18 protein-coding genes are annotated in these 22,991 nt (G+C 40.1%); 2 read left to right on the top strand and 16 right to left on the bottom strand.

Annotation, left to right across the window (positions count from 1 at the left end; all coding sequences use genetic code 11):
- Positions 1–361 precede the first annotated feature (361 nt).
- From IM477_RS15400 to IM477_RS15340, 13 genes are all read right to left on the bottom strand, one after another.
- Positions 362–871, bottom strand: a complete 510-nt coding sequence (locus IM477_RS15400; protein WP_079206899.1) for a HEAT repeat domain-containing protein — start codon at positions 869–871, stop codon at positions 362–364.
- A gap of 1 nt (position 872) precedes the next feature.
- Complete coding sequence (locus tag IM477_RS15395) at positions 873–1,082, bottom strand: hypothetical protein (protein WP_041803766.1); 210 nt, start codon at positions 1,080–1,082, stop codon at positions 873–875.
- Between the two features lie 48 nt (positions 1,083–1,130).
- Positions 1,131–1,439 (bottom strand): type II toxin-antitoxin system RelE family toxin, encoded by a 309-nt coding sequence (locus IM477_RS15390; protein WP_002750216.1) that lies wholly within the window; start codon positions 1,437–1,439, stop codon positions 1,131–1,133.
- Positions 1,439–1,702 (bottom strand): type II toxin-antitoxin system Phd/YefM family antitoxin, encoded by a 264-nt coding sequence (locus IM477_RS15385; RefSeq protein WP_002785928.1) that lies wholly within the window; start codon positions 1,700–1,702, stop codon positions 1,439–1,441. Before IM477_RS15385 ends, IM477_RS15390 begins: the two co-directional genes overlap by 1 nt.
- 132 nt (positions 1,703–1,834) lie before the next feature.
- Positions 1,835–4,738 carry a HEAT repeat domain-containing protein gene (locus tag IM477_RS15380; RefSeq protein WP_287732428.1) on the bottom strand — a complete coding sequence of 968 codons (2,904 nt, stop codon included), beginning with the start codon at positions 4,736–4,738 and terminating at the stop codon, positions 1,835–1,837.
- Between the two features lie 230 nt (positions 4,739–4,968).
- A complete protein-coding gene (locus IM477_RS15375; protein WP_002754005.1) occupies positions 4,969–5,313 on the bottom strand; it encodes a hypothetical protein in 345 nt (114 codons plus the stop codon).
- Positions 5,314–5,528: 215 nt separating this feature from the next.
- Entirely contained in the window at positions 5,529–6,263 is a 735-nt protein-coding gene (locus IM477_RS15370) for a M15 family metallopeptidase (RefSeq protein WP_287732427.1), read from the bottom strand.
- Between the two features lie 31 nt (positions 6,264–6,294).
- Positions 6,295–7,686, bottom strand: coding sequence for an NAD-dependent malic enzyme (locus IM477_RS15365; protein ID WP_287732426.1), 1,392 nt, complete (start codon positions 7,684–7,686; stop codon positions 6,295–6,297).
- A gap of 407 nt (positions 7,687–8,093) precedes the next feature.
- Positions 8,094–10,247, bottom strand: coding sequence for an O-linked N-acetylglucosamine transferase, SPINDLY family protein (locus IM477_RS15360; protein ID WP_287732425.1), 2,154 nt, complete (start codon positions 10,245–10,247; stop codon positions 8,094–8,096).
- 12 nt (positions 10,248–10,259) lie between these two features.
- Entirely contained in the window at positions 10,260–12,419 is a 2,160-nt protein-coding gene (locus IM477_RS15355; RefSeq protein WP_190720601.1) for an O-linked N-acetylglucosamine transferase, SPINDLY family protein, read from the bottom strand.
- Between the two features lie 19 nt (positions 12,420–12,438).
- On the bottom strand, positions 12,439–14,592 hold the full coding sequence (locus IM477_RS15350) for an O-linked N-acetylglucosamine transferase, SPINDLY family protein (protein ID WP_287732424.1): 2,154 nt from the start codon (positions 14,590–14,592) through the stop codon (positions 12,439–12,441).
- A 17-nt stretch (positions 14,593–14,609) separates the two neighbouring features.
- A complete protein-coding gene (locus IM477_RS15345; protein ID WP_287732423.1) occupies positions 14,610–16,760 on the bottom strand; it encodes an O-linked N-acetylglucosamine transferase, SPINDLY family protein in 2,151 nt (716 codons plus the stop codon).
- 237 nt (positions 16,761–16,997) lie between these two features.
- A complete protein-coding gene (locus tag IM477_RS15340) occupies positions 16,998–17,489 on the bottom strand; it encodes a c-type cytochrome (protein WP_502866543.1) in 492 nt (163 codons plus the stop codon).
- A gap of 28 nt (positions 17,490–17,517) precedes the next feature.
- Between IM477_RS15340 and IM477_RS15335 the strand changes: the two genes are divergently transcribed.
- A complete protein-coding gene (locus IM477_RS15335) occupies positions 17,518–18,579 on the top strand; it encodes a mechanosensitive ion channel family protein (RefSeq protein ID WP_287732422.1) in 1,062 nt (353 codons plus the stop codon).
- 42 nt (positions 18,580–18,621) lie between these two features.
- Here the strand turns inward: IM477_RS15335 and IM477_RS15330 are convergent, their stop codons facing one another.
- The 3 genes from IM477_RS15330 to IM477_RS15320 form a co-directional block, all read right to left on the bottom strand.
- Positions 18,622–19,302, bottom strand: a complete 681-nt coding sequence (locus IM477_RS15330) for a GerMN domain-containing protein (protein WP_287732421.1) — start codon at positions 19,300–19,302, stop codon at positions 18,622–18,624.
- Positions 19,303–19,541: 239 nt separating this feature from the next.
- Complete coding sequence (locus IM477_RS15325) at positions 19,542–20,357, bottom strand: LmeA family phospholipid-binding protein (RefSeq protein ID WP_287732420.1); 816 nt, start codon at positions 20,355–20,357, stop codon at positions 19,542–19,544.
- Between the two features lie 7 nt (positions 20,358–20,364).
- Positions 20,365–20,607, bottom strand: coding sequence for a hypothetical protein (locus IM477_RS15320; RefSeq protein WP_002800028.1), 243 nt, complete (start codon positions 20,605–20,607; stop codon positions 20,365–20,367).
- A gap of 123 nt (positions 20,608–20,730) precedes the next feature.
- Here IM477_RS15320 and IM477_RS15315 point away from each other — a divergent pair, with 123 nt between their 5' ends.
- On the top strand, positions 20,731–22,695 hold the full coding sequence (locus IM477_RS15315) for an FAD-dependent monooxygenase family protein (protein ID WP_287732419.1): 1,965 nt from the start codon (positions 20,731–20,733) through the stop codon (positions 22,693–22,695).
- The last annotated feature ends 296 nt before the right edge of the window (positions 22,696–22,991 follow it).

The following is a 22,991-nucleotide window of genomic DNA, read 5'->3' as shown; positions in this document are numbered from 1 at the left end:
GTTATTGCCCGAATGCTTCGCCCCTACAGGACGCGGGCCGATGAAGACGCAAGGTTTTGAAGGACGATTCTCTCAAAATCTTGCACCTGTTTCGCAAGAAAAGCCACAAAACCCCTATCTTGCCTACATTTCACATTTATTCAGCAAGCCCTAATTATAGCATCCATAATGGCAAAACTGAGAACATTTCTCTGAATGAAAGCGATACGTCGAATTCAAGTCCCCCTTAGAAAGAGGGATTTAGGGGGATCAAAATAAGGATTGAGCGGCTTTAATCCGAATACTTGGATTCTTGTCTGTGAATAGTCTTTTGGCAAGAGTTCTGATAATTAAATCGAGGGATTCTGTACTCAATTTCATATCAGTTTACTGCATAACGAGAGCCAATTTTACCGAGGGCATCAACAGCACTGAAACGAACGCTATCATCTTCATCGGAACAAACATTTACTAGATAAGGAATAACATCTTCTAGTCCAATTTCACCTAAAGCAATTGTGGCTGTGACACGAACTTTTACTTCCGTATCTTGTAGGGATTGAATGAGATAGGATATTGCTTTTTCACTACCAATTTTTCCGAGAGATTCTGCCGTGATTATCCGAATATCGGGATTAGTATCAGATAAGCAGGAAGCTAGATAAGGAATTGCGGATTCATTGCCAATTTCTCCTAAAGCTCGAATCAGATTTAGGCGAACATTAAGATCATTTTCTCCTATTAAATGGGATACTAAGGTGTCGGCAAGGCTGCTATTGCCAATTTTGCCCAAGGCTTCGGCAGCTTTAGCGCGGATCTGGGGGAGAGAATCGTTGAGTTTATTCAATAAAGTATTGATGGCGATTTGGGTGTTATTAAGTTGCTGAACCATGTTATTTTTTCTCTGGGTTATTGTTATTAGGTTGCTGGGGATAATTCTGTTGGCTTCCTTGCACATTATGAGCTAAATTGCCAATGGTAGCTCCTCTGAAATCATAGGTAATAGATGATAGGGATGCGTTTTTTTCAGAAGAAGCAGGAATATTTTGACTATCCTCTCCAAAACTGGCTATCTCTGAAAAAGTAATAGGTGTATATCTCACGATTCAGCAAGAACCTATTGGTTTAGCAGTTCTGTCATAACCCATATTTTATTCATTATTAATTAATTTTTCAAGAAGGGCATAAATATCTTTTTTATCACCTTGTTTACGAATTCCAACTCCAATAACAATAACAATAATTTGAGCTTCTTCAACACGATAGACAATCCGATATCTTTGACCAACTGCCCTAACGCTACGATATCCTTTAAGTTTACCTGAAAGGGCTTTACCTTGTTTATCTGGTTCAATTTTTAGCTTTTCAATCCGTTTGCGAATTTCTTGCTGAATGCGTTTATCGGTAATTTTAGATAAAAAGCTTAAAGCAAGAGGAATTAATTGTATTTGATATTCCATTACCAACCGAGTTGTTTTTTAGCATCTTCCCAAGTAATTCTTTGTCCTGATTGATCCTGTTGAATTGCTTCAGATAGGATTTCGGCAAACTCTTTGTCTTCTAAAATATCAAGAGTTTCTAACCAAGATTCAAGTTGAGCGTAATTCAGGGCAACCATAATGGGTTGACCTTCTTTGGTAATAATAATAGGTTCGTCAGTCATTTGCTCAGACCATTCAACCAGCTTTTGTCCTGTTTCAGTAATGTTTAGATATTTAGTCATGTCAGCAATTAACAGTTATCAACTAATGATTATAGCAGTTATCGTTCAAATGAGTTACAGAGAACAAATTGGGTATAGTCAGGAATATCACCTTTAGCCTTTATCTTTTAAAACAATCATTCTGGGATTTAGTTAAATATTTTGACTATCCTCTGCAAGCTTAGTTTCTACTGCTTTAATCACAGCTGCAAATTCCGATTGGCCGTGTAAGTCGATACTGGGAGTATTCATATCCTTAAGAATGTCGGTTAGAGAGGCGATGCGGTGGCGGATTTCGGTGTATAAATTGAGGTCATCGGTAATGCCTTGCAGATTGGCTAAACCGCCTGAGTGCATGGCATTTTCTAATTCTTGAATACGTCCTTCCCAATGTTGGATATATTGTAATCTTTCGATGGCTTTATGAATTCTTCTGGCATCTGGTAAAATAATCGGGAATATTCTTTGATAAAAGTCACCATTTCTGGCAATTTCTACTAATTCAAACATACAGTTTTCTGATTTTAAGTATCTATCGCTGATGACGACGACGACACATTTCCCCTGTCCAATTTGCCGCATAAAGTTTTTGATGGAGTCTTTATAGGTGGTGTGGGTTTTATCCCGAATAATCTCAATTCCTTTAGCGGCAAAAGCTTGGACGAGTTGATTAGCCATTTCGTTGCTGTCTTCTTGCCAGTTGTAGGAGATGTAAACTTGTTGATTCATGGGTTGGGAGAGGGGGTGATAGTATTTAAGTTTGTTTTGAATTATGTCTAGTGCTTCTCTAGCTTGAAAGAGAGTATCGCCATTATTTAATGTGACAAAATCAGGATTTTTTAGGCATTTGATAAGTTCAGTCATCGCTGTTTCTGTGCCAATATTACCCAAAGCCTCGGCTGCCTTCCTACGAACAAACTCATCAGAGTCTTCTAAAGCCTTGAGTAACCCCGGAATAGCTGTTTCCGAGCCAATTTTACCCAAAGCGAAGGCTGCGTACCAACGAACATCCTCATCAGAGTGTTCTAAAGCCTTGAGTAACCCCGCAATGGCTGTTTCTGAGCCAATTTTACCCAAAGCGAAGGCTGCGTTCCCACGAACACCCTCATCAGAGTGTTCTAAAGCCTTGAGTAACCCCGCAATGGCTGTTTCTGTCTCAATCTCAGTCAAGGCCTCGAGTGCGTTATCAGAGTGTTCTAAAGCCTTGAGTAACTCCGCAATGGCTGTTTCCGAGCCAATCTTAGCCAAAGCGAAGGCTGCGTTCCCACGAACAGACTCATCAGAATCTTTTAAAGCCTTGAGTAACCCCGCAATGGCTGTTTCTGTGCCAATCTTACCCAAAGCGAAGGCTGCGTTCCTACGAACATACTCATCAGAGTCTTCTAAAGCTTTGAGTAACCCCATAATCGCTGTTTCCGAGCCAATTTTACCCAAAGCTAAGGCTGCGCGCCTACGAACATCGCTATTAGAGTCTTCTAAAGCCTTGAGTAACTCCGCAATGGCTGTTTCTGTGCCAATCTTACCTAAAACGGAGGCTGCGTTCCTACGAACACCCCAATCAGAGTCTTCTAAAGCTTGACTTAACTCATTAACAACTTGATTAGACTTTGTTAATCCCAATAACTCCACCTTAAACCGTTTCGGCACATCCAACCCAAGCACTAACCCCACTGTCTGCTTTTGAAACTTAAAGTTGACTTCTCCTGCTAACCTCGCTCCTAATTTTAAATCAATCTCTAACCCTAATTTAACCACCCGTTTTGCTTGGGTTTCATTATCCAATAACCCCAACAGCAACGCCATAGGTTCCGTCCATTTGAGATAATTCAAATAGTCCCACTGTAACTGCTCATCCCTGAGATGGGGTAACTTTTTCTTTAATTCCTCAGCCGTGTAATATTCTTGAATCAGTTGATGGCGAAAAGCAATTTTATCATTACCTTCTAGGTGAATTAGATGATATTTCAGTAAATCCTTTAACCACTGCTTACTGTAATATTCTGGGAATCCTTTATTTTTGATAAATTTGCTTAATTCTTCCTCTGCTTCTGTTCGGGAAATAGCCACCTGAATCTCGGTTTTTGACTCCCCTTGGGTCATTTTCCAAGCTAACACTTGCAGCAATTCTCGCCACCAATCCCGGGATTCTTGGTAAGTAGAAACATCTGCTTTTAATTTCTTGTCATAAATTCCTGTAAAAATCTGGAAAACTAAGCCTAAATTAGCAGGAATTTTGTTTTCATTATTATCAAAAACTGAACAAAGCATCCACAAAAGTAGAGGAGTTTCTGCCAATTCCTTGAGACGATTTCCCAACTGTTTAAGCATTTCTTCGCCTTTTTCGGGCAAATAGGTCTTGACAAAATCCCGCATCTGTGGTTCAGTCAGGGGAAGCATTTCCAGCTTTTTTTCAATATCTAAGTCGTCGCTGCCTAAATCCCTTGTCGTGAAAATCATCGAAATTTCTGCATACTGCTGGCGAAAGTTTTTTAAATTCTGTCGCGCAGCTTCCGAGGGCAATTCATTGATACCATCAAATAATAATAATGGTCTAAAATTATGATTTTCTAACAGCCAACTTTCTAGGGTATTACTATCAATAATTAATTTATGGCGTTTCAGGAATTGTAAAATTAAATCAAGAATTGAGGTTTCATACAAGCGTAATTCGATGAGAATGGGAATTTGAATGATTTTAGCTTGATTTTGTTGATTTAGGCGCAAGCTTTGGGCTTCTACGGATTCTTCTAATAATAATCTGGCTAAAGCGGTCGATTTTCCTGAACCGGGACGACCTTTTAAAAGAACGTGATTAGTTGCATACTTGCGTAAACCATCTAAAACCGTGAATCTTTCGGTTTTTTCTGGTCTTTCTGGTCTTTCTTGTGGGTTTTGTGGTTCTTTTTCAATCGTCTGTACCCACAAATCCCTTAGCAAAGGTGCAGTTTTCGCTGGGCGTGTTTTTCCCTCTACGTCCGTGAGGGTGTAAAATGTCTCCCACTGGGCGTACTTTTCCGAGTCCGAGATTGATTTGAGATAGGGAGTCCAGTCAATCATTGATGCTGTCAAGTATTTAAATTACCTGTTGAGACGAGGAAAAAGGCAACCCCCCAACCCCTAGCAGGGGTAGGGCTGATTCATGAATCAACCCTACTATGAATCAACCCTACCTTGCTTATTTTTAATTGTAGGCTAAGAAGATTTGGTCATGACTTACAAGATAGAATCGGAGTTTCTGCATCCCTCTCTCCTGTCAGACCGGGAAAACCCCATCCGAATATAAACACTCACGCTGCTGTCGTACCTTGTTCCAAGCACTTTAGCGTATATCTGGCACGAGTTTTAAGAATTGTTAATTGATCTGTTTTTGCCAACAACTCATCTAACTCAGCTACTTCATCAGCGCAGAGTAAAGATTCTGCATTTCTCGTCACTAAATCATCTAAACGGGTTTGCTCTACTAGGGACAATTGACAACTTGCCAGCGCTTTTAATTCATCCACACTCAAACCAATCAAACAATCTTCATCGAGTCCTAATGAATTGGCAAATCGAGAATAGGTGTTCCAGTCTAATAAAACCCCAACTCGTTCCCCTTGCTCATTTGTTAAGTATTCTACCGGCTTGGACATATTAGAAACACTCACAATACAATATAATCCTATTTTAGTAATTAATTCCAGAAAATGCCATTGATCGCCGATAAGGTTATCCTATTTTTGTTTTCCTAATTGTTGGCTTTTCTAAAAAGTTGAAAAAGTACGGGTGAAGCATTCGGATAGAAAATCTCTGGTTTCAGCGATAGGTTATTGTCCGAATGCTGGAGGCAATTGCCGATAAGGTTATCTTATTTTTGTTTTCCTAATTGTTGGGCCTTATAAAAAGTTTCTAAACTGTGACTATCCCCGACAAAACGCCAGTGCCAGGGTTCATAATTAATACCCTGGGGATTATTTTCAGGGAAAGATAACTCGAAACTATACTGGGCAGCGTTATTTTGCAACCAACGAAAAGCGGCAGTATTAGCAAAACTGCTACTTAAATTTGTGGCGGGAGCGCGACCATCGCCAATATCGATCGCATAACCGGTATGATGTTCGCTGTAACCCGGAGGTGCGCTCACTTCTGCTCGTTTGCGGGTTTGCTGATTGCGTTGTTTTTTAACTTCAAAAAAGAGCTTTTCTTGGGTTGCTTTCGATCGAAATGCGGAAATCGGCATTAAAATCACCCCCGACCTTCTCGCGTCACTCTGCATCTCGATAAAAGCCTTGGCTGCCGGTTTCCTTAAACGCATAGCACCATCCCCAGTAATAGGGGCTAATTCCGTCTCCGGAGCCTCTTGATAGGGTAAATGACCTAGAATGTTCTCAATCGGGCCAGGAGTGGCTTTAATGGGGGGGGATGGGTTAATAACCGGTTTTTTTACGGAAGCAGGGGGACGATTCAAGACTGCTATGGCAATTAGGCCGGTTCCCACCAGAGCAAGTAAACCGCTGGCGATCGCTATGAGACCATTAGGATTAGTAGTTTTTCTGTACTGGTTGTCCCGCAAAGCTTCGGGAATATCATCGATCGGTTTCACGGTTTACTTACCCTCCTGCACCATAATTACATTATTCCCCGGCCACTCCATCTTGACGAGCAGCGTGTTGAACGGCGGCGGCCACAGCCGTAACTACACGACTATCAAAAACCGAGGGAATAATATTCTCTCGATCAAGATTAGCAGGAGTGATCAGAGAAGCGATCGCTTTGGCCGCTTCCAGATACATATTATCGGTGATTGCCCTAGCGCGACAGTCCAGGGCCCCGCGAAATAATCCGGGGAAAGCGAGAACATTATTAATCTGATTGGGATAATCGCTGCGTCCGGTAGCCACCACGGCCACTAAATCATTGATTAATTCCGGTTGAATTTCGGGAATCGGATTAGCCATGGCAAAGACGATCGCATCTTTAGCCATTCCCTTGACCATTTCGGGAGTCAATACCCCCGGTACGCTCACCCCCAAGAAGACATCAGCGCCTTTAAGAGCATCCCCTAGCTTACCAGTGGCGGCCACGGCCCAAGCTTGTTTTTCTGGGGTTAAATCGTCCCGTTTTTGGGAGAGGATGCCAAGGGAATCACAGAGGGTTATATCTGTAGCTCCTGCGGTTTTAAAGAGGGTAGCGATGGCGATTCCCGCTGCACCCGCACCATTAATGACGATTTTGACTGTATCAAGCGATTTTTTGACAAATTTGAGGGCATTAATCAGGGCAGCCAGGGAAACGATCGCTGTACCGTGTTGATCATCGTGGAAAACGGGAATATTTAATTCCGCTCGCAGACGTTTCTCGATTTCAAAACAGCGTGGAGCGCCGATATCCTCTAGGTTAATACCCCCAAAAACCGGGGCGATTCTTTTGACGGTTGCGATGATTTCTTCGGGGTCTTGGGTGGCTAAACAGATGGGAAAAGCGTCAATTCCGGCGAATTCCTTGAATAACATTGCCTTCCCTTCCATTACTGGTAGGGCAGCCTCCGGCCCGAGATTTCCTAATCCTAATACCGCGCTACCATCGGTAACTACAGCGACGGTGTTGCCCTTGATGGTCAATGAGTACACTTGTTCGGGGTCGTGGGCGATAGCGGTGCAGATGCGACCAACTCCGGGGGTGTAGGCCATGGCCAGGTCATCTTGGGAGGTGAGGGGAATACGACTCTCAATGGAGATTTTACCCCGACGATGGAGATCGAAGGTGCGATCGGAAACTTTCAGGAGTTTAACATCCGGTAGAGCTTTAACCGCGGCGATAATCTGTTCCGCTTGGTCGGTACTAGCGGCATCAACCATCACCTCGCGGGTGCTAATCTTTAAATTGCGTTCGATCAGAGAAATTTGCCCTAAATTACCCCCGACATCGGCGATCGCATTGAGGACAGAAGCGAAGGTTCCCGCTTGATTGGGGATTTCTATCTTGAGACTTAAACTATAGCTAGGATTGGGCGTTAAATGAACCATGCTGAAGGCTTCCAATACTGATAAATATTGATTATCTTCTATCTGTGAAGGACTTTGGTATCTAATCGCGCAGTTTCTTTAGCTATTAGGGTTTCTCTGGGCCTAACACCAGGGGAGCGGGGTGTGGGGTGTGGGGTGTGGGGTGTGGGGAGAAGGTAGGAAGGCTGCATCTCACATTTGCAAAAATACCGACAATCAGCAATTATCAGTCACTCTCAAATGCGTACAAATGTATTAGTAACTGCCTGTAAGCAGCCCACCGAAAAGCTAATGCGCTCCGGGGTTTGGGGGGTTCTACCCCCCAAAAGCCTGGATTGAGTAATAAAATCGGAAGTAAAGCCCAATTTTAAAAGAGAGTTTTCCCTTAAAAATCCCAACTTAGTAGATTGACAAAAATGAGATGCACCCTAAATATTCCACATTTGTTGATAAGCAGTTTCTAAATCTCTGGTAAATTGTTTGGCATTCCAGAGGGGAGATGTATGACGAGATTGACGTAATTGATAACGGACTTCTTCCCTCAAATTTTTATCCAATCCTAACTTAATTCCCCACTGCACATATTCCTCATCACTCCAAGCTATACCCTGACTAATGCCAGCATTTTTCATAAAAGTATAGCTATTGCGGGCCGCAAATTGTTCACCAACCCTAGTGACTAAAGGAATCCCCATCCAGAGGGTTTCTAAGGTTGTGGTAGCACCATTATAGGGATAGGTATCGAGAACTATATCAGCAATTCCTAGATTAGCGCGATGGGTTTCCTCATTGAAATCATTGGGCAAAAATCTTAATCTATCTTGACTAATTCCCAATTCGTCGGCACTTTTGAGAAATAATTCTCGAATGGTTTCTTGGTCGGCAAAACCTTTGATTAAAAGATAGCTATTAGGAACCTGTTGGAGAATCTGCAATTGCAGATAAATCATGTTTAAGGTGCGTTTTAATCCCGATTGCACGGTCAGATAAATAATAGCATCATCGGGAATATTTAAATCAGTTCTTCTCCTAGTAGGAACACCCACTTCAAAACCATCTACAGATAAATAAGAGTTAGGAAGTCGGATGATTTGTTCTGAATAGATTTCTTGACCATTTTCGGGTAAAACGTAGTTATCGGCGATAAAATAATCAATCGCAGGGATTCCCGACGCATCTAATCCTAACCAAGTTACCTGTATCGGTGCTGGTTTTAAGGCCATTACTAGATAAGTGGTATTATTGGTTAAGCTATCAAGATCCACTAAAATATCTAATTTGTCTTGACGAATTTGGGCAGTTATTTGTTCAATTTTTGCTGGCAAGTTATAGCTATAATCTGAGTTATTTTTAAACCATTTTTCAGTAATTTCGTCCGCTGCTTGGTTGACAAAATAGGTGTAAATTTCAAATTTATCTCGATTATGATAGTGAAATAACCAGCGACTTAACCAACCCACAGAATGGCGACGGAGAGTATAGGCAATATAACCAATTTTTATTTTTCTTGCTGGAGATTTTGGAGAATAAACAGGAGCAATATAGTTATAGCGTGTTCTTACATCTGCTTGAAAAATTTCCGCTAGTTTACTTTGTAAATAGCGATTAATTTTCGGATTATCTTGATAGTAGGGAAGACAGCTACTAACTCCTAAAATAGAGTCGATAATAAAGGGACGTGCATTAAATTGTTCGGCATTAATTTGTCGCTCGATTAGTTGTGTTAATTCATCGATAAATTTAGGTAAATTTCCCCAGTCTCCCTTAGCTTGTAAAATACCAATTACCAGAGAAATTCCGAACAGCTTTTCAGTAGTTGTCTGGCAATTTTTATAAAAATTATCGGCAATTTCTAGAGCTTTTTTATAGTCAACAGTGGTGGTTTTGTAAAGATTAAACAAACTATTTTGTAGGTATAAATTATCTGGTAGAAAGCGCAAACAAAGTTCTACTAAATTAATGGCAAATCCACTTTGCTTTTGTTGATAACCATAATTTACAATTGCTGAGATAACTTTGGCCGCAATTATTTCTGGATTATTGATATGTAAGGCTGCTAATTCTAAAAAGTAGATGGTATCAGTACAGGGGTAGATTAAAACTTTTTCCGTCACTCGCAGCAGTAAATCAAGATTAATTGCTGCTGTAGCTGTATTCTCTAACAGTTCAAATACACACCAATCATTGCACTTTTCCATAGCAAATGTTTGGAATTGTATTTCTAATTCCATCAGATGCAGGAGATTATTTAAAAAACTAGGATTAAGATTTTGTAGCTGCCATCGAATTAGATAACTTGTCTCTAGTCTTTGGGAATTTTCTTGTCTGGTTGCCTCTGCATCTAAGATTTGAGTTAAAGTTTCTATCCACCCCGATAATTCTGATTCGGCTGCTTGACTCAACACCAGTAACCAAGTAGCTTGTGCGTCTTCTTCTCTATCTTGTAAAAGATAGGCTAATCCTAGATAAAAATAATCCTCAATTACCAGAGAATTGTTTTCAATTAATTGTTCATAAAACTGCACCACCAGTTGATAATTGTTGTCGTTTAAATGGGTTTGTATGTCTTGATGCCATTGCATAGTTTTTATCCGCTAAGATTGACAATAAATATTCCACATTTGCCGATAAGCAGTTTCTAAATCTCTGGTAAATTGTTTGGCATTCCAGAGGGGAGATGTATGACGAGACTTTCGGAGTTTCCAACGGACTTCTTCTCTTAAATTTTTATCCAATCCTAACTTAATTCCCCACTGCACATATTCCTCATCACTCCAAGATATACCCTCAGTTATTCCCGCATTCATCATTAAAGTATAACCGTTGCGTGATGACCATTGTTGCCCCACCTTAACCACCAGAGGAATTCCCATCCAGAGGGTTTCTAAGGTGGTTGTACCACCATTAAAGGGATAGGTGTCCAAAACCACATCAGCGATGGCTAAATTTGCCCTGTAGGTTTCCGTCTGATAGAGAGGAAGCATCTTAATTCGATTAGTTTCTACCCCAACTTCTGCGGCAATTTGACAGAATAAATCTAGGAGAGAATTATCATCAGCAACTCCTTGAATCAGGAAATAACTATTAGCTACGGATTTGAGGATTTGCATTTGTAAGCGAATCATCGCAGGATTCCGCTTAATTGCTGTTTGAGAACTTAGATAAATAACCGCATCGTTATTAATATCTAAATCTTCTCTTCGCAGGGTAGGAACGGCTATTTCAAAACCATCCACAGCGACAAAAGCATCAGGTAAACGCCAGATTTTTTCTTGATAATATTCTTGGGCATTTTCTGGTAGTACATAAGGATCCGCTAAAAGATAATCTACTGCGGGTAAACCGGAACCATCAAAACCTAACCAGTTAACTTGAATAGGAGCAGGTTTTAAGGCAATAACTTGGACAACCATTGGTCCGGTACCACTATCTAAATCCACAAGAATATCGATGTTATCTTCTTTGATTTTGCGGTAGGTTGCTAGGGAATCAGCAGTAGCATGATAGATTTTATCTGCGGGATTAGAAAACCATTTTTTAGTTATTTCATCCACGGGTTGACTCACCATATAAAGGTGAATATCAAACTGCTCACGATTGTGATAATTGATAGTCCAACGACTCAATAAACCGACGGGATGACGTTTTAAGGTTTGGGACATGTAACCAATTTTCAGTTTTTTATCGGGATTATATTCTCTGGATTTGTCAAAACCTTCCTCCTGAAAACCCAGCATTTCTTTGTAGGTTTCTTGGAAAAAAATACTAATCTGATTTAAAAGCGGTCGATTCTCTTTCGGGTTATCTTCATAGTAAGAAATCGGGTTCATAACTGTTAGTAAAGCTTCCCGAACTAAGGGATGTATATCTTGGGGCTTTTTTTCTATAAATTTTTTAATTAAGTGTTTATACTCTTGACAAATACTAGAAATGTCATTCCATTTTGAGGCTCGTAAAGAACCATTAAAGAGAAGAGATTGACTAAACATTTTTAAATCAATTGTTTGACTTTTGTCTTTCAACTTATTGACTAAATTGATGGCTTTTTCATAGTCAGGTAAAGAGATATAAAACCAAAATAAATTAACTTCTAAGTACAAATTTTCGGGATAAAGGGGAAGAAAAGCTTCCGCTAAGTCAACGGAATAAATAGGTTGATATTTCTCAAAAGCAAAGCGTCGGGTAACAGTGATGACGTGATTAAGTAATTCTAGAGAATTGTCAAGATAGGGTAAACTTAACCGAACTAATTCTATGGTATATTCATGAGCATAAGGTATGACGGCAATTACTACCCGTTCCAATAATTGAGAGTTAACTGAACCCTGAGTAATTAATTCTAGTATTTGCCATTCTTGCAGTTGTTGAGGATGAAATCTATTTAATTTAATTTCAACGAGAGTTAAATGCAGTAAATTATCGAGATAACTGGGATTAATTTCCTGTAGATGTTTACGAATTAACCAAGTGATTTCTAGATTTTCTAACTCTAATTGTCGGTTAGCTTCGGCTGCTAAAATATTGCTTAATTCTAGCAGCCATGAATCAGTTTCCTGTTCTTCTCCTTGAGTGAAAACAAATAACCAAGTAGCTTGTGCTTCTTCTTCTTTTGCCTGCAAAAGATAGGATAATCCTAAATACCAATAATAACTAATTTCTAGGGGTTCTCTTTCTATCAGTTCTTCGTAAAACTGACTAACAATATCGTATTGATTGTTTTCTAAAGCGGTTTTTACTTCATTTTGCCAAGACATGATTTAATTCTCTCCTTAATTAACTTTCACAATAGATTTGCCACATTTGACGATAGGAGCTTTCCACATCTTTAGTAAACTGACGTGCATTCCAAATCTGTGCTGTTTGACGAGAAGCTTGCAATTGCATGGCTATTTTTTTTCTTAATTCCTCATCCATTCCTAATTTTATTCCCCAATCGATATACTCCTCATCACTCCAAGCAATACCCTCGCTAATTCCCGCATAAGTCATAAAAGTATAACTGTTACGACTGGCCCATTGTTGACCAACTTTTGTCACTACAGGAATACCCATCCAAAGAGTTTCTAGAGTAGTGGTTGCACCACTGTAGGGATAGGTATCGAGTACCACATCGGCAATTTGGAGATTAGCGCGATGAATTTCCTCCGTAGCAACTCCTGAGAGAAAGCGCAATCTATTTTCATCGATTCCTTCCTCTTTAGCAATGCTGATAAATAAATCTTTGATTAGCTTTTCACTTCCCGCACCTTTGATTAATAAATAACTGTTAGGTACTGCTTTAATAATCTGCATTTGTAAGCGAATTGTGGCAGGATTTCTTTTTAATCCCACTTGCAAAGTTAAATAAGTAACTGCGTCTGCTGGTATGTTTAAATCCTCTCGGGTTAGAGTTGGTGTCCCGATTTCAAATCCATCCACGGCAAGATAACAATTAGGTAAGCGCCAAAGCTTCTCTTGATAAAACTCCTGAGCATTTTTTTCTAAAACTAAATTATCTACAAGGAAGTAATCAATAGCAGGTATTCCCGTGGCATCTAATCCTAACCATGTTATTTGAATCGGTGCAGGTTTAATTGCCATAACTCCACAGGTGGTATCCTTAGTTATACTATCTAAATCTACTAAAATATCGATGTTATCTTGATTAATTTGTTCAGCAATAATTTGGGGATTTGCTGGTAAATTATCATACTTATCCACCTTATTTTTAAACCATTGTTCCGTAATATCGTCCTCGACTTGATTGACTAGGTAGAGATGAATATTAAAGTTATCTCGTTGATGATAATGAATTAACCAGCGACTTAAAAACCCGACGGAATGTCGCCGTAAAGTATGGGCAATATAGCCAATGTTTAGTTTTTTATTGACATCTTTAGGTTTCTGAGACTCGATAGTAACTTGATTAAATCTTTTTCTAACTGCCTCTTGAAATAGTTTAGCTAACTGATTAGTTAACCAGCGATTGCCTACTAAGTCATCTTTTAAATAAGCTAAGGGAGAAGTAATAGAAATAACCTCAGCTTGATTTCTCATGGGACATTGACACCGTTCTAAATTATTTTGAATTGCTTGATAATATTCCTGAGCTTTATTGCCAATATTTAACCAATTACCTGCTAAAAGTTCCGTATAGAGCAGCAGATAAATACTATCCAGTTTTGATACTTTATCATTGGATAAATTCCTGATTTTATTGGCAGTTTCCAAGGCCAACTCAAAGTTACCAGTCTCGATATAGTATTGATGAATTTTATGCAAAAGTAGTAAGCGATCGGGTATAATATCTAGGCAGCTAAGAGTCAAAATAACAGCATTAGTTTTATCGGTATAATAAATTTTTTCAATATGTTGTTCGATAATTTCCAATATTGCCGATTGTTGTGACTCTATTTTTAAAAGGGTTATGATAATGTCCAGAACTTCTTGCGCTGGCCAATCTAGAAGTCTATAGATTGTGTCTAGGAGTAAATTTATATCGAAAGTTGTTAACTTGTCCGAACTAATTAAATCAACTATTTGCCAATCTTTAAGTTTTTGGGGATAAAAATATTCTAGCTTAATTTCTAACAGGACTAGATATAATAAATTTTCTAGTTTATCTGGATTTATCTGGTAGATATGCTGACGAATTACCCAGCTTAATTGCCAATTTTTTAGCTTAACTTGTCTTCGCGCTTCCCCATCCAAAATATTGACTAAATCTGCTGTCCACAGCATCACCTCCTGTTCCTCTCCTTGAGTGAAAACCAATAACCAAGTAGTTTGTGCTTCTTCTTCTTTTGCCTGCAAAAGATAGGCTAATCCTAGATACCAATAATGACTAATTTCTAGGGGTTCTTTTTCTATCAGTTCTTCGTAAAACTGACTAACAATATCGTATTGATTGTTTTCTAAAGCGGTTTTTACTTCATTTTGCCAAGACATGGTTTAATTCTCCCTGATTAACTTTCACAATAGATTTGCCACATTTGACGATAGGCATTTTCCACATCTTTAGTAAACTGACGTGCATTCCAAATCGGTGAAGTTTGTCTAGATTCATCTAATTTAGCGATAACTTTGCGTCTCAATTGTTCATCCTTACCTAACTTAATCCCCCAGTCGATATACTCCTCATCACTCCAAGCAATACCCTCACTAATTCCCGCATTAACCATTAAAGTATAACTATTTCTCGATGACCATTGTTGACCAACTTTTGTAACTAAAGGAATCCCCATCCACAGCACATCTAAAGTCGTCATTCCTCCCGTAAAAGGATAGGTATCTAAAACCACATCAGCTATCCTTAAATTTGCTCGATAAATTCCTGTGGGATAGAGGGGTAAGATTTTTAATCTCTCATAATTAATTCCTTCTTCCTCGGCAACTTTGAAAAATAATTTTTCCACTGATTTAGCATCACTTAACCCCTGAATACTCAAATAACTATGAGGAACTGCCTTTAAAACTTGTAGCTGAAGTCGAATAGTTTCAGGGTTACGTTTAACCCCCGTTTGTACGGTTAAGTAATTAATTGCATCCTCTGGAATCCCTAAATCATCTCTTCGGAGAGAGGGGTAAGCAACCTCGACACCATCCACACAAATATAGGAATTAGGTAAGCGCCAAATTTTTTCTCGGTAATATTCCTGTGCATCTGCTGGTAAAACGTAATTATCAGCAAGATAGTAATCAATTGCAGGAATTCCTGACGCATCAAAACCTAACCAAGTCACTTGTACTGGTGCGGGTTTTAGTGCCATGACTTGGCAAGTTGTGTTATTAGTGATACTGTCTAAATCTACCAAAATATCAATATTATCTTCACTAATTTTTTCAGCAATCATTTGAGGATCAATCGGTAAGTTATAGCAAGCATTTACCTGATTTTTAAAAAAATTTTCAGTGATATAATCTTCTTGTTGAGATACTAAGTATAAAGAGACATGAAACTCATTATAGTCATGATACTTCATTAACCATCTAGAGATTAATCCGATAGAATGATTATATAAAGTATGGGCAATATAGCCAATTTTTAGAACTTTATTGCTGTCTTTGATAGTCGATTTGTGCAGAGAATTACAGTTAGACTTATTACGAACATATTCCTGAAAAAGTTGACCAACACAATTATTAATATAACGGTTTTTTCGTGGGTTATCTTCTAGGTAAACTAGAGGGGATACAATTGATAGGCATGGTTTATTCAATAATCTGGGACATTCTCGATTAGTGATACTTTTTTGCAAGGATTCTGTATATTCTTCAACATCTGCCTTAATATCGACCCAATTACCACTAAATAATTTTACATAAAGAGCAAGAAAATCAGCTACAGCTTGAGAAGGCAACCCTTGACAACTTGTTTTTAATTGATTAGCTACTTGGATAGCATCGGCAAAATCTCGATTATCAAAATAACATTGATAAAGTTCAGCTAACAGATAAATTTGCTCTGGTTCTACTGCTAAACAAGTATTAATAATATCAATAGCCAATGGTTTATTATTCATGGCTAGAGAAGTTACTTTAGCTTCTACTACTTTGATAAAAGTTTGTCGCTGACAGTTAGATTGAAATATTGCCTCTAAGTAGGGGACGGTTTCTGGTATCTGAGAATCGAGAAATTTTTCTAAAACTTCTGCTAATAAACTTGATTCTAGACTCTGGAAATCATTGATTTTTAACACATCAACAAATAACCAAGTTTTTAACTGCTCTTTTTCAAAATAATTCAAATTAATTGCTAATAAAATAAACCGCAGTAAATTATCAATATTATCGGGACTAATCTCGCGAATATGTCCTCGAATTAACCAACTGGTTTCTAAATTGCCTAACTCTAATTGTCTTCGCGCTTCCCCATCCAAAATATTGACTAAATCTGCTGTCCACGCAGTCATTTCCCCTTCATCCCCTTGACTGAGGACGAATAACCAAGTAGTTTGTGCTTCTTCTTCCCTAGCTTCTAAAAGATAGGCTAATCCTAAATACCAATAATGACTAATTTCTAGGGGTTCTCTTTCTATCAGTTCTTCGTAAAACTGGCTAACTTGCCAGAAATCCCCTTGGATAATTGCCGGTTCAACTTGGGAATGCCAAGACATAAGTATTTATCGTTAAGTGTCTCTACTAGCGTACCCAAATACAAGCAAAATTTTTCTATATAAGTAAAATTTATCAGTCGCTCAGGGGTTGGGTTTTGGGGTGGTCACTGCGTGCGCGTTGGGGGGGTGTTGGGGTTTTAGTTGAAATTCCCCATTCCCCCATTCCCCCATCCCCCATTCCCCACTTCCCCACCCAGTTTCAATGGGTCTTAGCTTACCATCAATGTCAGCCAAGAGTCAGTTTTTTGAAAGATTTTCTAAATAAACCAATAAATCGGCCATAGCTTGAGAATCGGGCTGAAATTTCGGCATTGGGGGGGTTTTACCGCTAATTACCTGTTCAATCAGACTAATTCTCGATTTGCGATGGGAAACGTCCTCTAAACTCGGTCCGACGATGCCATCAGCAAACTGGCCGTGACAAGCAGCACAGTTAATCTGAAAGATTTCGTAACCGCGACTGACATTACCTTGTAGGGATAACACCTCTTTAATGTAGGGATCCGACATCTTAGCCAGATGAAAGGTGATTAAAAAGGTGCTAATCAGGAACAAAACCACGATTATAACCATTAAGAATCGATAAAGCCCGAATTTTGGTTTAACTAACTGACTATTCACGCAAGCTGCCGAAGGAAAGATGAGTTTCTCTTTACATTTTGCAACTTTTTGCCCCAAAATTCCACCGCCGCTGCTAGAGATAGAGAAATGGGGAATAATATAAGACAAAAGTGCATCTTTTTCTAACCCTCTAGCAATGAACCTATTAACCAGACTGGAAGATTGGCCCTATATTATCTTACCTATCACCATCATCCTCAGTTTCCTGCTGTTGGGATGGCTCGTAGAACAGCGCGTTGTCAGTCAACTTTTATCGATTGCCAGAGAAAAAAACCTGCGTTTCTCGGAAGGGGTTTTACGTTCCCTTCGTGGATTAAGCATACTTTGGTTCGGACTTTTGGGTTTAAATATTGCCCTCTCCCTTCCTAATCTTCCCCTCTTTCCCTCCCTTATTCTCCTGAGCAAAAAATTTCTGCTAGTAGCTTTTTTAGCTTCGGCTACTTGGGTTGTTGCTCAATTATCCGTGGAAATATTACGAGTTTATACCACGGGAGATGATGGCATTTCTTCCCTAACTTCCCTATTTGAATTTCTCGCCAAAGTTCTGATTTTTAGCTGCGGTTTTTTGCTTATTTTAAGCTCGATTGGCATTTCTATAACTCCCCTGCTTACTGCCTTGGGTATTGGGGGTGTCTCCCTCGGTTTAGCTCTCCAAAATACCCTAGCTAATTTAATGTCGGGGATTAATATTATCACTTCTAAAAAAGTTAGACCGGGAGATTATATTGAACTGAGAACGGGAGAAGCTGGTTATGTGCGAGATGTGGATTTAAGATGCACAGTAATCGAAGAAATTACCAATAATCTTTTGGTCATTCCCAATGCTCAGATCATTTCTTCTAGTTTCCGTAACTATAGTTTACCAGATCACTCCCTACTGGTTCCCGTGGAAGTGGGCATTAGTTACGATAGTGACTTAGAAAAAGTCGAAAAAGTTACCCTAGAAGTCATGCAAGAAATCGCCCAGTTATTGCAACCTAACCTCGGTGACTATCAACCCTTGATCCTTTATCGTAAATTCGATTACTATAGTATCCTGCTGACGGTTTATCTCAAGGTGGTAGAAGAAGAATTTTTTCAACACCTCACCATTAAACACGAATTTATTAAACTCCTACACCGACGCTATCAGCAAGAAGGAATTAAAATTCCCTATCCGATTTTTTTTCCCTATCCCCCCACTAATCCCCCTAGTTAATCTCAATTCGCTATGGCAACAACAATTTAAAGCGCGGAAAACTTACAATTGATAATTCTCCTCAAAAAACTTACGAGTCATCGGTTGGGCAACTTCAATACCGTGGCCTTCTCCTAGTAATTCTAGGGGTTTTCCTTCCACTTGAATCCAGACTTTGGCATTGGGATCCCCGGTGGTAGTAGTATAGATGATTTGTGCCAAACGACCGATCAACATATCAGGGCCATCATCATTGCCAAACTCCCGCGAGAGATTAATCTTAATTCCCGTTTTATCTACTTTTAAATCAAGTAATTTAGTCCCGGGGGGAATAGTAGTCATATCCTGAGGATTACTTGGACCGGCTAATAGGGTTTGCAATACTGCTGTTAACTCTCGCTCGCGGCTATCCGCTTTTTGAACGGTAATTTCTTGGCTGACTAATTGATTACCCGTATCAGTCACTTTTAACCAATAAACCTGTCGAGTTTCCCTAACAGGAATAGCCGCGGGAGTTGCTGTCGGACTTGTCTCCACTGAACCGGGAGAAACCGGTTCAACAATTGGTGATTGACTTATCGGCGCTGGAGTGGAAGATTCAATCGGGTTTTCGCTGTTTTTCTGGGAGAAAGATAGGTGATGGACGGCAAACCAAGCAGTGGCCCCACCAGCAGTAAATAAAGCGAGGCCGATACCAATTATCCAAGGCAAAGAGATTTTATCACTAGAGCGAGAACTAGGCATAATTCAGTTATCAGTTATCAGTTATCAGTTATCAGTTATCAGTTATCAGTTATCAGTTTTAAGTTATCAGTTATCAGTTTTAAGTTTTAAGTTTTAAGTGAGCAGTTATCAGTTTTAAGTGAGCAGTCGAACGCTTTTATTCTCCCCCCGCAACGCGCACGAAGTGGTCTCCCCACTTCCCCACTTCCCCACCACCCCACTTCATAATTGATAATTCATAATTCCCACTTCCGATAAATTTAATTGGGGTTCCCCGATCGAGGTTCAATTCTGCCAAAGGCGGCTATACTCAGCTTATCATCGTCGATCTGCAATTGGAGAAGGCGGGCGATAATTCCTTGTTTCTCGAAGTTTTTTAAATCTAACTGGGTGGATATACCCTCGGCAAACCCCTTGAGAAGGCGCGAGGAGATGCGACGACCATTAAGAGTGGCTGTGGGGTCAATAAGCTCGATTTTTCGCCCCTGCACTAGCTTAAATCCCACTTCTAGGCTCAGATCGAGGCTGGCTGCGGGTCCGTCCGGTCCTTGGGTCTCTAGCTGCAGGCTGAGGGCGACTCGATTATTATTAAGAAAGTTAAAATTTGCTTGACTAAGTTGATATTTTGTGCTACTCGATTCTTCCCTAGAGGGAATCAGATTATTAATCAGGATCTGAATTTGTTCTTTGACCGCTGCCGATTGTAAAGCTTGATTAACATTAGTTTCCGTGAGGACAAGATGCAATGCCCCCGCAGCCGGTCGGCGCAAGGCGGCGGCTAAACTGCTGTTTTTTTGCTGTAATAGCCGCAAATCGAGGCTAATTGGCTCAGTTTCTAGCTCGATCTTCTCAAGGCGAACATCAGCAAGGGGATAAATTCCCCGTGCAGAAATGCGAACTCGATCGATTTTGCCTTGTAGAGCCTGATAATTGGGAGTATTATCGACCCTGACGGCTAATTGTTCCACTTTTTGGACTTGGGAGCGAAGGGTATGGGCTAAAACCGTATCGATAATTGCCCCTGCGGGAGTTAACAGGGTCAAAACACTAGCGAGAGTGATTGTTAGCCATTCCATCGCTCAATTACACCCATTCAGCTAAATTTTGCCAAGCATTAGTCAAAAGCTGACTTAACCAACGTCGTTGCACTTGATCTAAAATCGGGTCTTCTGCGAGAATTTCTTCAGTCAGATCATCGAGAGATTGACCCTGAGCGCGGGCCATTCTAATAATTCCCGCAATCACGGCAGCGATCATCTCCTCATCGACGGGACGCTGTCGGAGGGCGGCAATTTCTTCGGGGGTGGTCGGGATGGGATAATTCATAATCAGATGGGGTAGCCTGTGTATTAATCTAGGTATGTAAAGTTTTTTAAACTTTTTTCAGAAAAAACTTTTTGTGTAGTCTAGCGTAATCAGACGATTTTTAGGTGTAATAGCTAAATCAAGATGAGAGAAATACTTTACAGAGAAATTCCGACTCCCGACTCGATCGCCGTTTGTCAGTGGTTACAATCCGATTGGCAACCCGCAAGCGGTGTCAAGACAAATACACCTAACGGGGTGAGATTGCGCTTATCGGAGGCGATCGAATTGTCGATCTTTGTCTGGACGCTGCAACGGACTACTTATTTAAAAGTTTTCCGCTGGGGTGAGCGATCGCATGATCAAGAAACATCCCTGACTCGGCAGCTCGATCGAGCTTTACAAAAGCGTTTTCCGCCGCAGCATAACACGATACCAAATATCGATCAAAAAAATCACTCAATTTTTACAGATTTAGAAGCGGACTATCCCCTAACGGTTCACTACTTCCGCAAAATGCCGCAAGGGGAGGCAGATTTAGAACGTTTGTATTGGTGGGAAAAACGTTGGCGCGACAGTGCCAAAAATCCCCAACAACCGCAGCCGGTAATTTTCTCTAGCAGTGAGGAAAATGATCATCCCATCACCTACGACTTAATTTATATTGGTGGTGCCTTGGGGGCAATTCATGCGGCACAGATGGCCAAATTAGGTTATCGAGTCCTCTTAGTAGAAAGACTGCCTTTCGGACGGATGAATCGGGAATGGAATATCTCTCGATCGGAGTTTCAAAGTTTAATTAATTTAGGCTTATTTACTGCCGAGGAATTCGAGGAATTAATCTTCCAAGAATACATCGATGGCTTTAATAAGTTTTTTGATGGCAATAATCCCCCCCATTTGAAGGCGGAGATTCTCCATACTCCCACGGTTTTAAATATCGCCATTAATTCCGATAAATTGCTGCAATCCTGCGGTAAAAAAATACAGGATTATGGCGGTAAAATTCTCGATCAAACCGAATTTATTAAGGCTGATATTACTGCTAATAGTGTTACTGTCACCCTTAATCATGGTGGAGAAATTCAACAGATAAAAGGTCGTTTATTGATTGATGCTATGGGTTCCGCTTCTGCCATTGCCTGGCAATTAAACGGAGTGCGTGCCTTTGATAGTGTCTGTCCGACGGTGGGGGCAGTAGTAGAAGGATTCGATCCGGTGGTGTGGGATTCTCACTATGGCGATGTCTTAAATTCCCATGGCGATATTTCTAAAGGTAGGCAATTAATTTGGGAATTATTTCCGGGGGAAGGAAGAGAATTAACCTTCTATCTATTTCACTATCATCAAGTCCATCCCGATAACCCCGGTTCTCTGTTGGAAATGTACGAAGATTTCTTTACTATTTTGCCCGAATATCGACAGTGTGACCCAGAAAAATTAACTTGGAAAAAACCAACCTTTGGTTATATACCGGGGCATTTTAGCACAGGAAAAAAAGATCGAATTGTCTCCTTTGATCGCATTTTAGCCATCGGTGATGCCGCCTCCCTGCAATCACCCTTAATTTTTACTGGGTTCGGTTCTTTGGTGCGTAATTTAGAGCGCTTAACCCATCTTTTGGATCTGGCCTTGAAACACGATTTACTAACAGCTAAAGACCTAGAAAATGTGCGGGCCTATCAAAGTAATGTGGCGGTAACTTGGTTATTTTCTAAAGGAATGATGGTTCCCACGGGAAAAACCTTACCACCCCAAAGAATTAACGCCATGTTAAACACATTTTTCGGTTTATTGGCCGACGAACCGCCGGAGGTTTCCGAAACTTTTATTAAGGATAAAACCGATTGGTTGACCTTTAGCCGTTTAGCAATTAAAGCGGCCAGAAAAAACCCCGCTTTACTGTTATGGATAACAGAAATGGCCGGCAGTCAGGATTTAATTCGTTGGTTGGGTTCCTATCTCGATTTTAGCCTTGATGGAGTCAAAAATCTGCTTTTCGGTCCCTGGTTTTCCCAATGGTTAAAAAACTCCCAAAGCTGGCTAGAAAAAGACAATCCTCGCCTATGGTTAAAGTTATTGAGTTTTAATTATGGCCTAAGAAATTAATTAGAGTTTGCTGAAAAAGTAGGGGCGAAGCATTCGGGCATAACCTATCGCTGAAACCGTAGATTTCCTATCCGAAATGCTTCGCCCCGAAGATGCAAGGTTTTGAACCACGATTCTCTCAAAATCTTGCACCTGTGGGAGCGAAACAGGCATCTAAAACCCTTACCTCGTCTATATTTCACATTTATTCAGCCAACCCTAAGTAGGAGACTCCCAGACAGCTATCGGGGATCAGATTTGAGTTTTTACACTAAATCCAGTTATTAAAGACTGATTATTTATTTCCACTTTTGCCT

The organism is Microcystis sp. M090S1, from assembly GCF_020246295.1.
Classification (GTDB): domain Bacteria; phylum Cyanobacteriota; class Cyanobacteriia; order Cyanobacteriales; family Microcystaceae; genus Microcystis; species Microcystis aeruginosa.
The sequence above is the reverse complement of the archived record's forward strand: the minus strand, read 5'-3'. Positions and strand labels throughout refer to the sequence as shown.

Coding starts and splice junctions, on each gene's coding strand:
- IM477_RS15400 (WP_079206899.1), bottom strand. CDS start 871: ATGGTTCAGCAACTTAATAACACCCAAATCGCCATCAATACTTTATTG.
- IM477_RS15390 (WP_002750216.1), bottom strand. CDS start 1,439: ATGGAATATCAAATACAATTAATTCCTCTTGCTTTAAGCTTTTTATCT.
- IM477_RS15385 (WP_002785928.1), bottom strand. CDS start 1,702: ATGACTAAATATCTAAACATTACTGAAACAGGACAAAAGCTGGTTGAA.
- IM477_RS15380 (WP_287732428.1), bottom strand. CDS start 4,738: ATGATTGACTGGACTCCCTATCTCAAATCAATCTCGGACTCGGAAAAG.
- IM477_RS15375 (WP_002754005.1), bottom strand. CDS start 5,313: ATGTCCAAGCCGGTAGAATACTTAACAAATGAGCAAGGGGAACGAGTT.
- IM477_RS15365 (WP_287732426.1), bottom strand. CDS start 7,686: ATGGTTCATTTAACGCCCAATCCTAGCTATAGTTTAAGTCTCAAGATA.
- IM477_RS15360 (WP_287732425.1), bottom strand. CDS start 10,247: ATGCAATGGCATCAAGACATACAAACCCATTTAAACGACAACAATTAT.
- IM477_RS15355 (WP_190720601.1), bottom strand. CDS start 12,419: ATGTCTTGGCAAAATGAAGTAAAAACCGCTTTAGAAAACAATCAATAC.
- IM477_RS15350 (WP_287732424.1), bottom strand. CDS start 14,592: ATGTCTTGGCAAAATGAAGTAAAAACCGCTTTAGAAAACAATCAATAC.
- IM477_RS15345 (WP_287732423.1), bottom strand. CDS start 16,760: ATGTCTTGGCATTCCCAAGTTGAACCGGCAATTATCCAAGGGGATTTC.
- IM477_RS15335 (WP_287732422.1), top strand. CDS start 17,518: ATGAACCTATTAACCAGACTGGAAGATTGGCCCTATATTATCTTACCT.
- IM477_RS15330 (WP_287732421.1), bottom strand. CDS start 19,302: ATGCCTAGTTCTCGCTCTAGTGATAAAATCTCTTTGCCTTGGATAATT.
- IM477_RS15325 (WP_287732420.1), bottom strand. CDS start 20,357: ATGGAATGGCTAACAATCACTCTCGCTAGTGTTTTGACCCTGTTAACT.
- IM477_RS15320 (WP_002800028.1), bottom strand. CDS start 20,607: ATGAATTATCCCATCCCGACCACCCCCGAAGAAATTGCCGCCCTCCGA.
- IM477_RS15315 (WP_287732419.1), top strand. CDS start 20,731: ATGAGAGAAATACTTTACAGAGAAATTCCGACTCCCGACTCGATCGCC.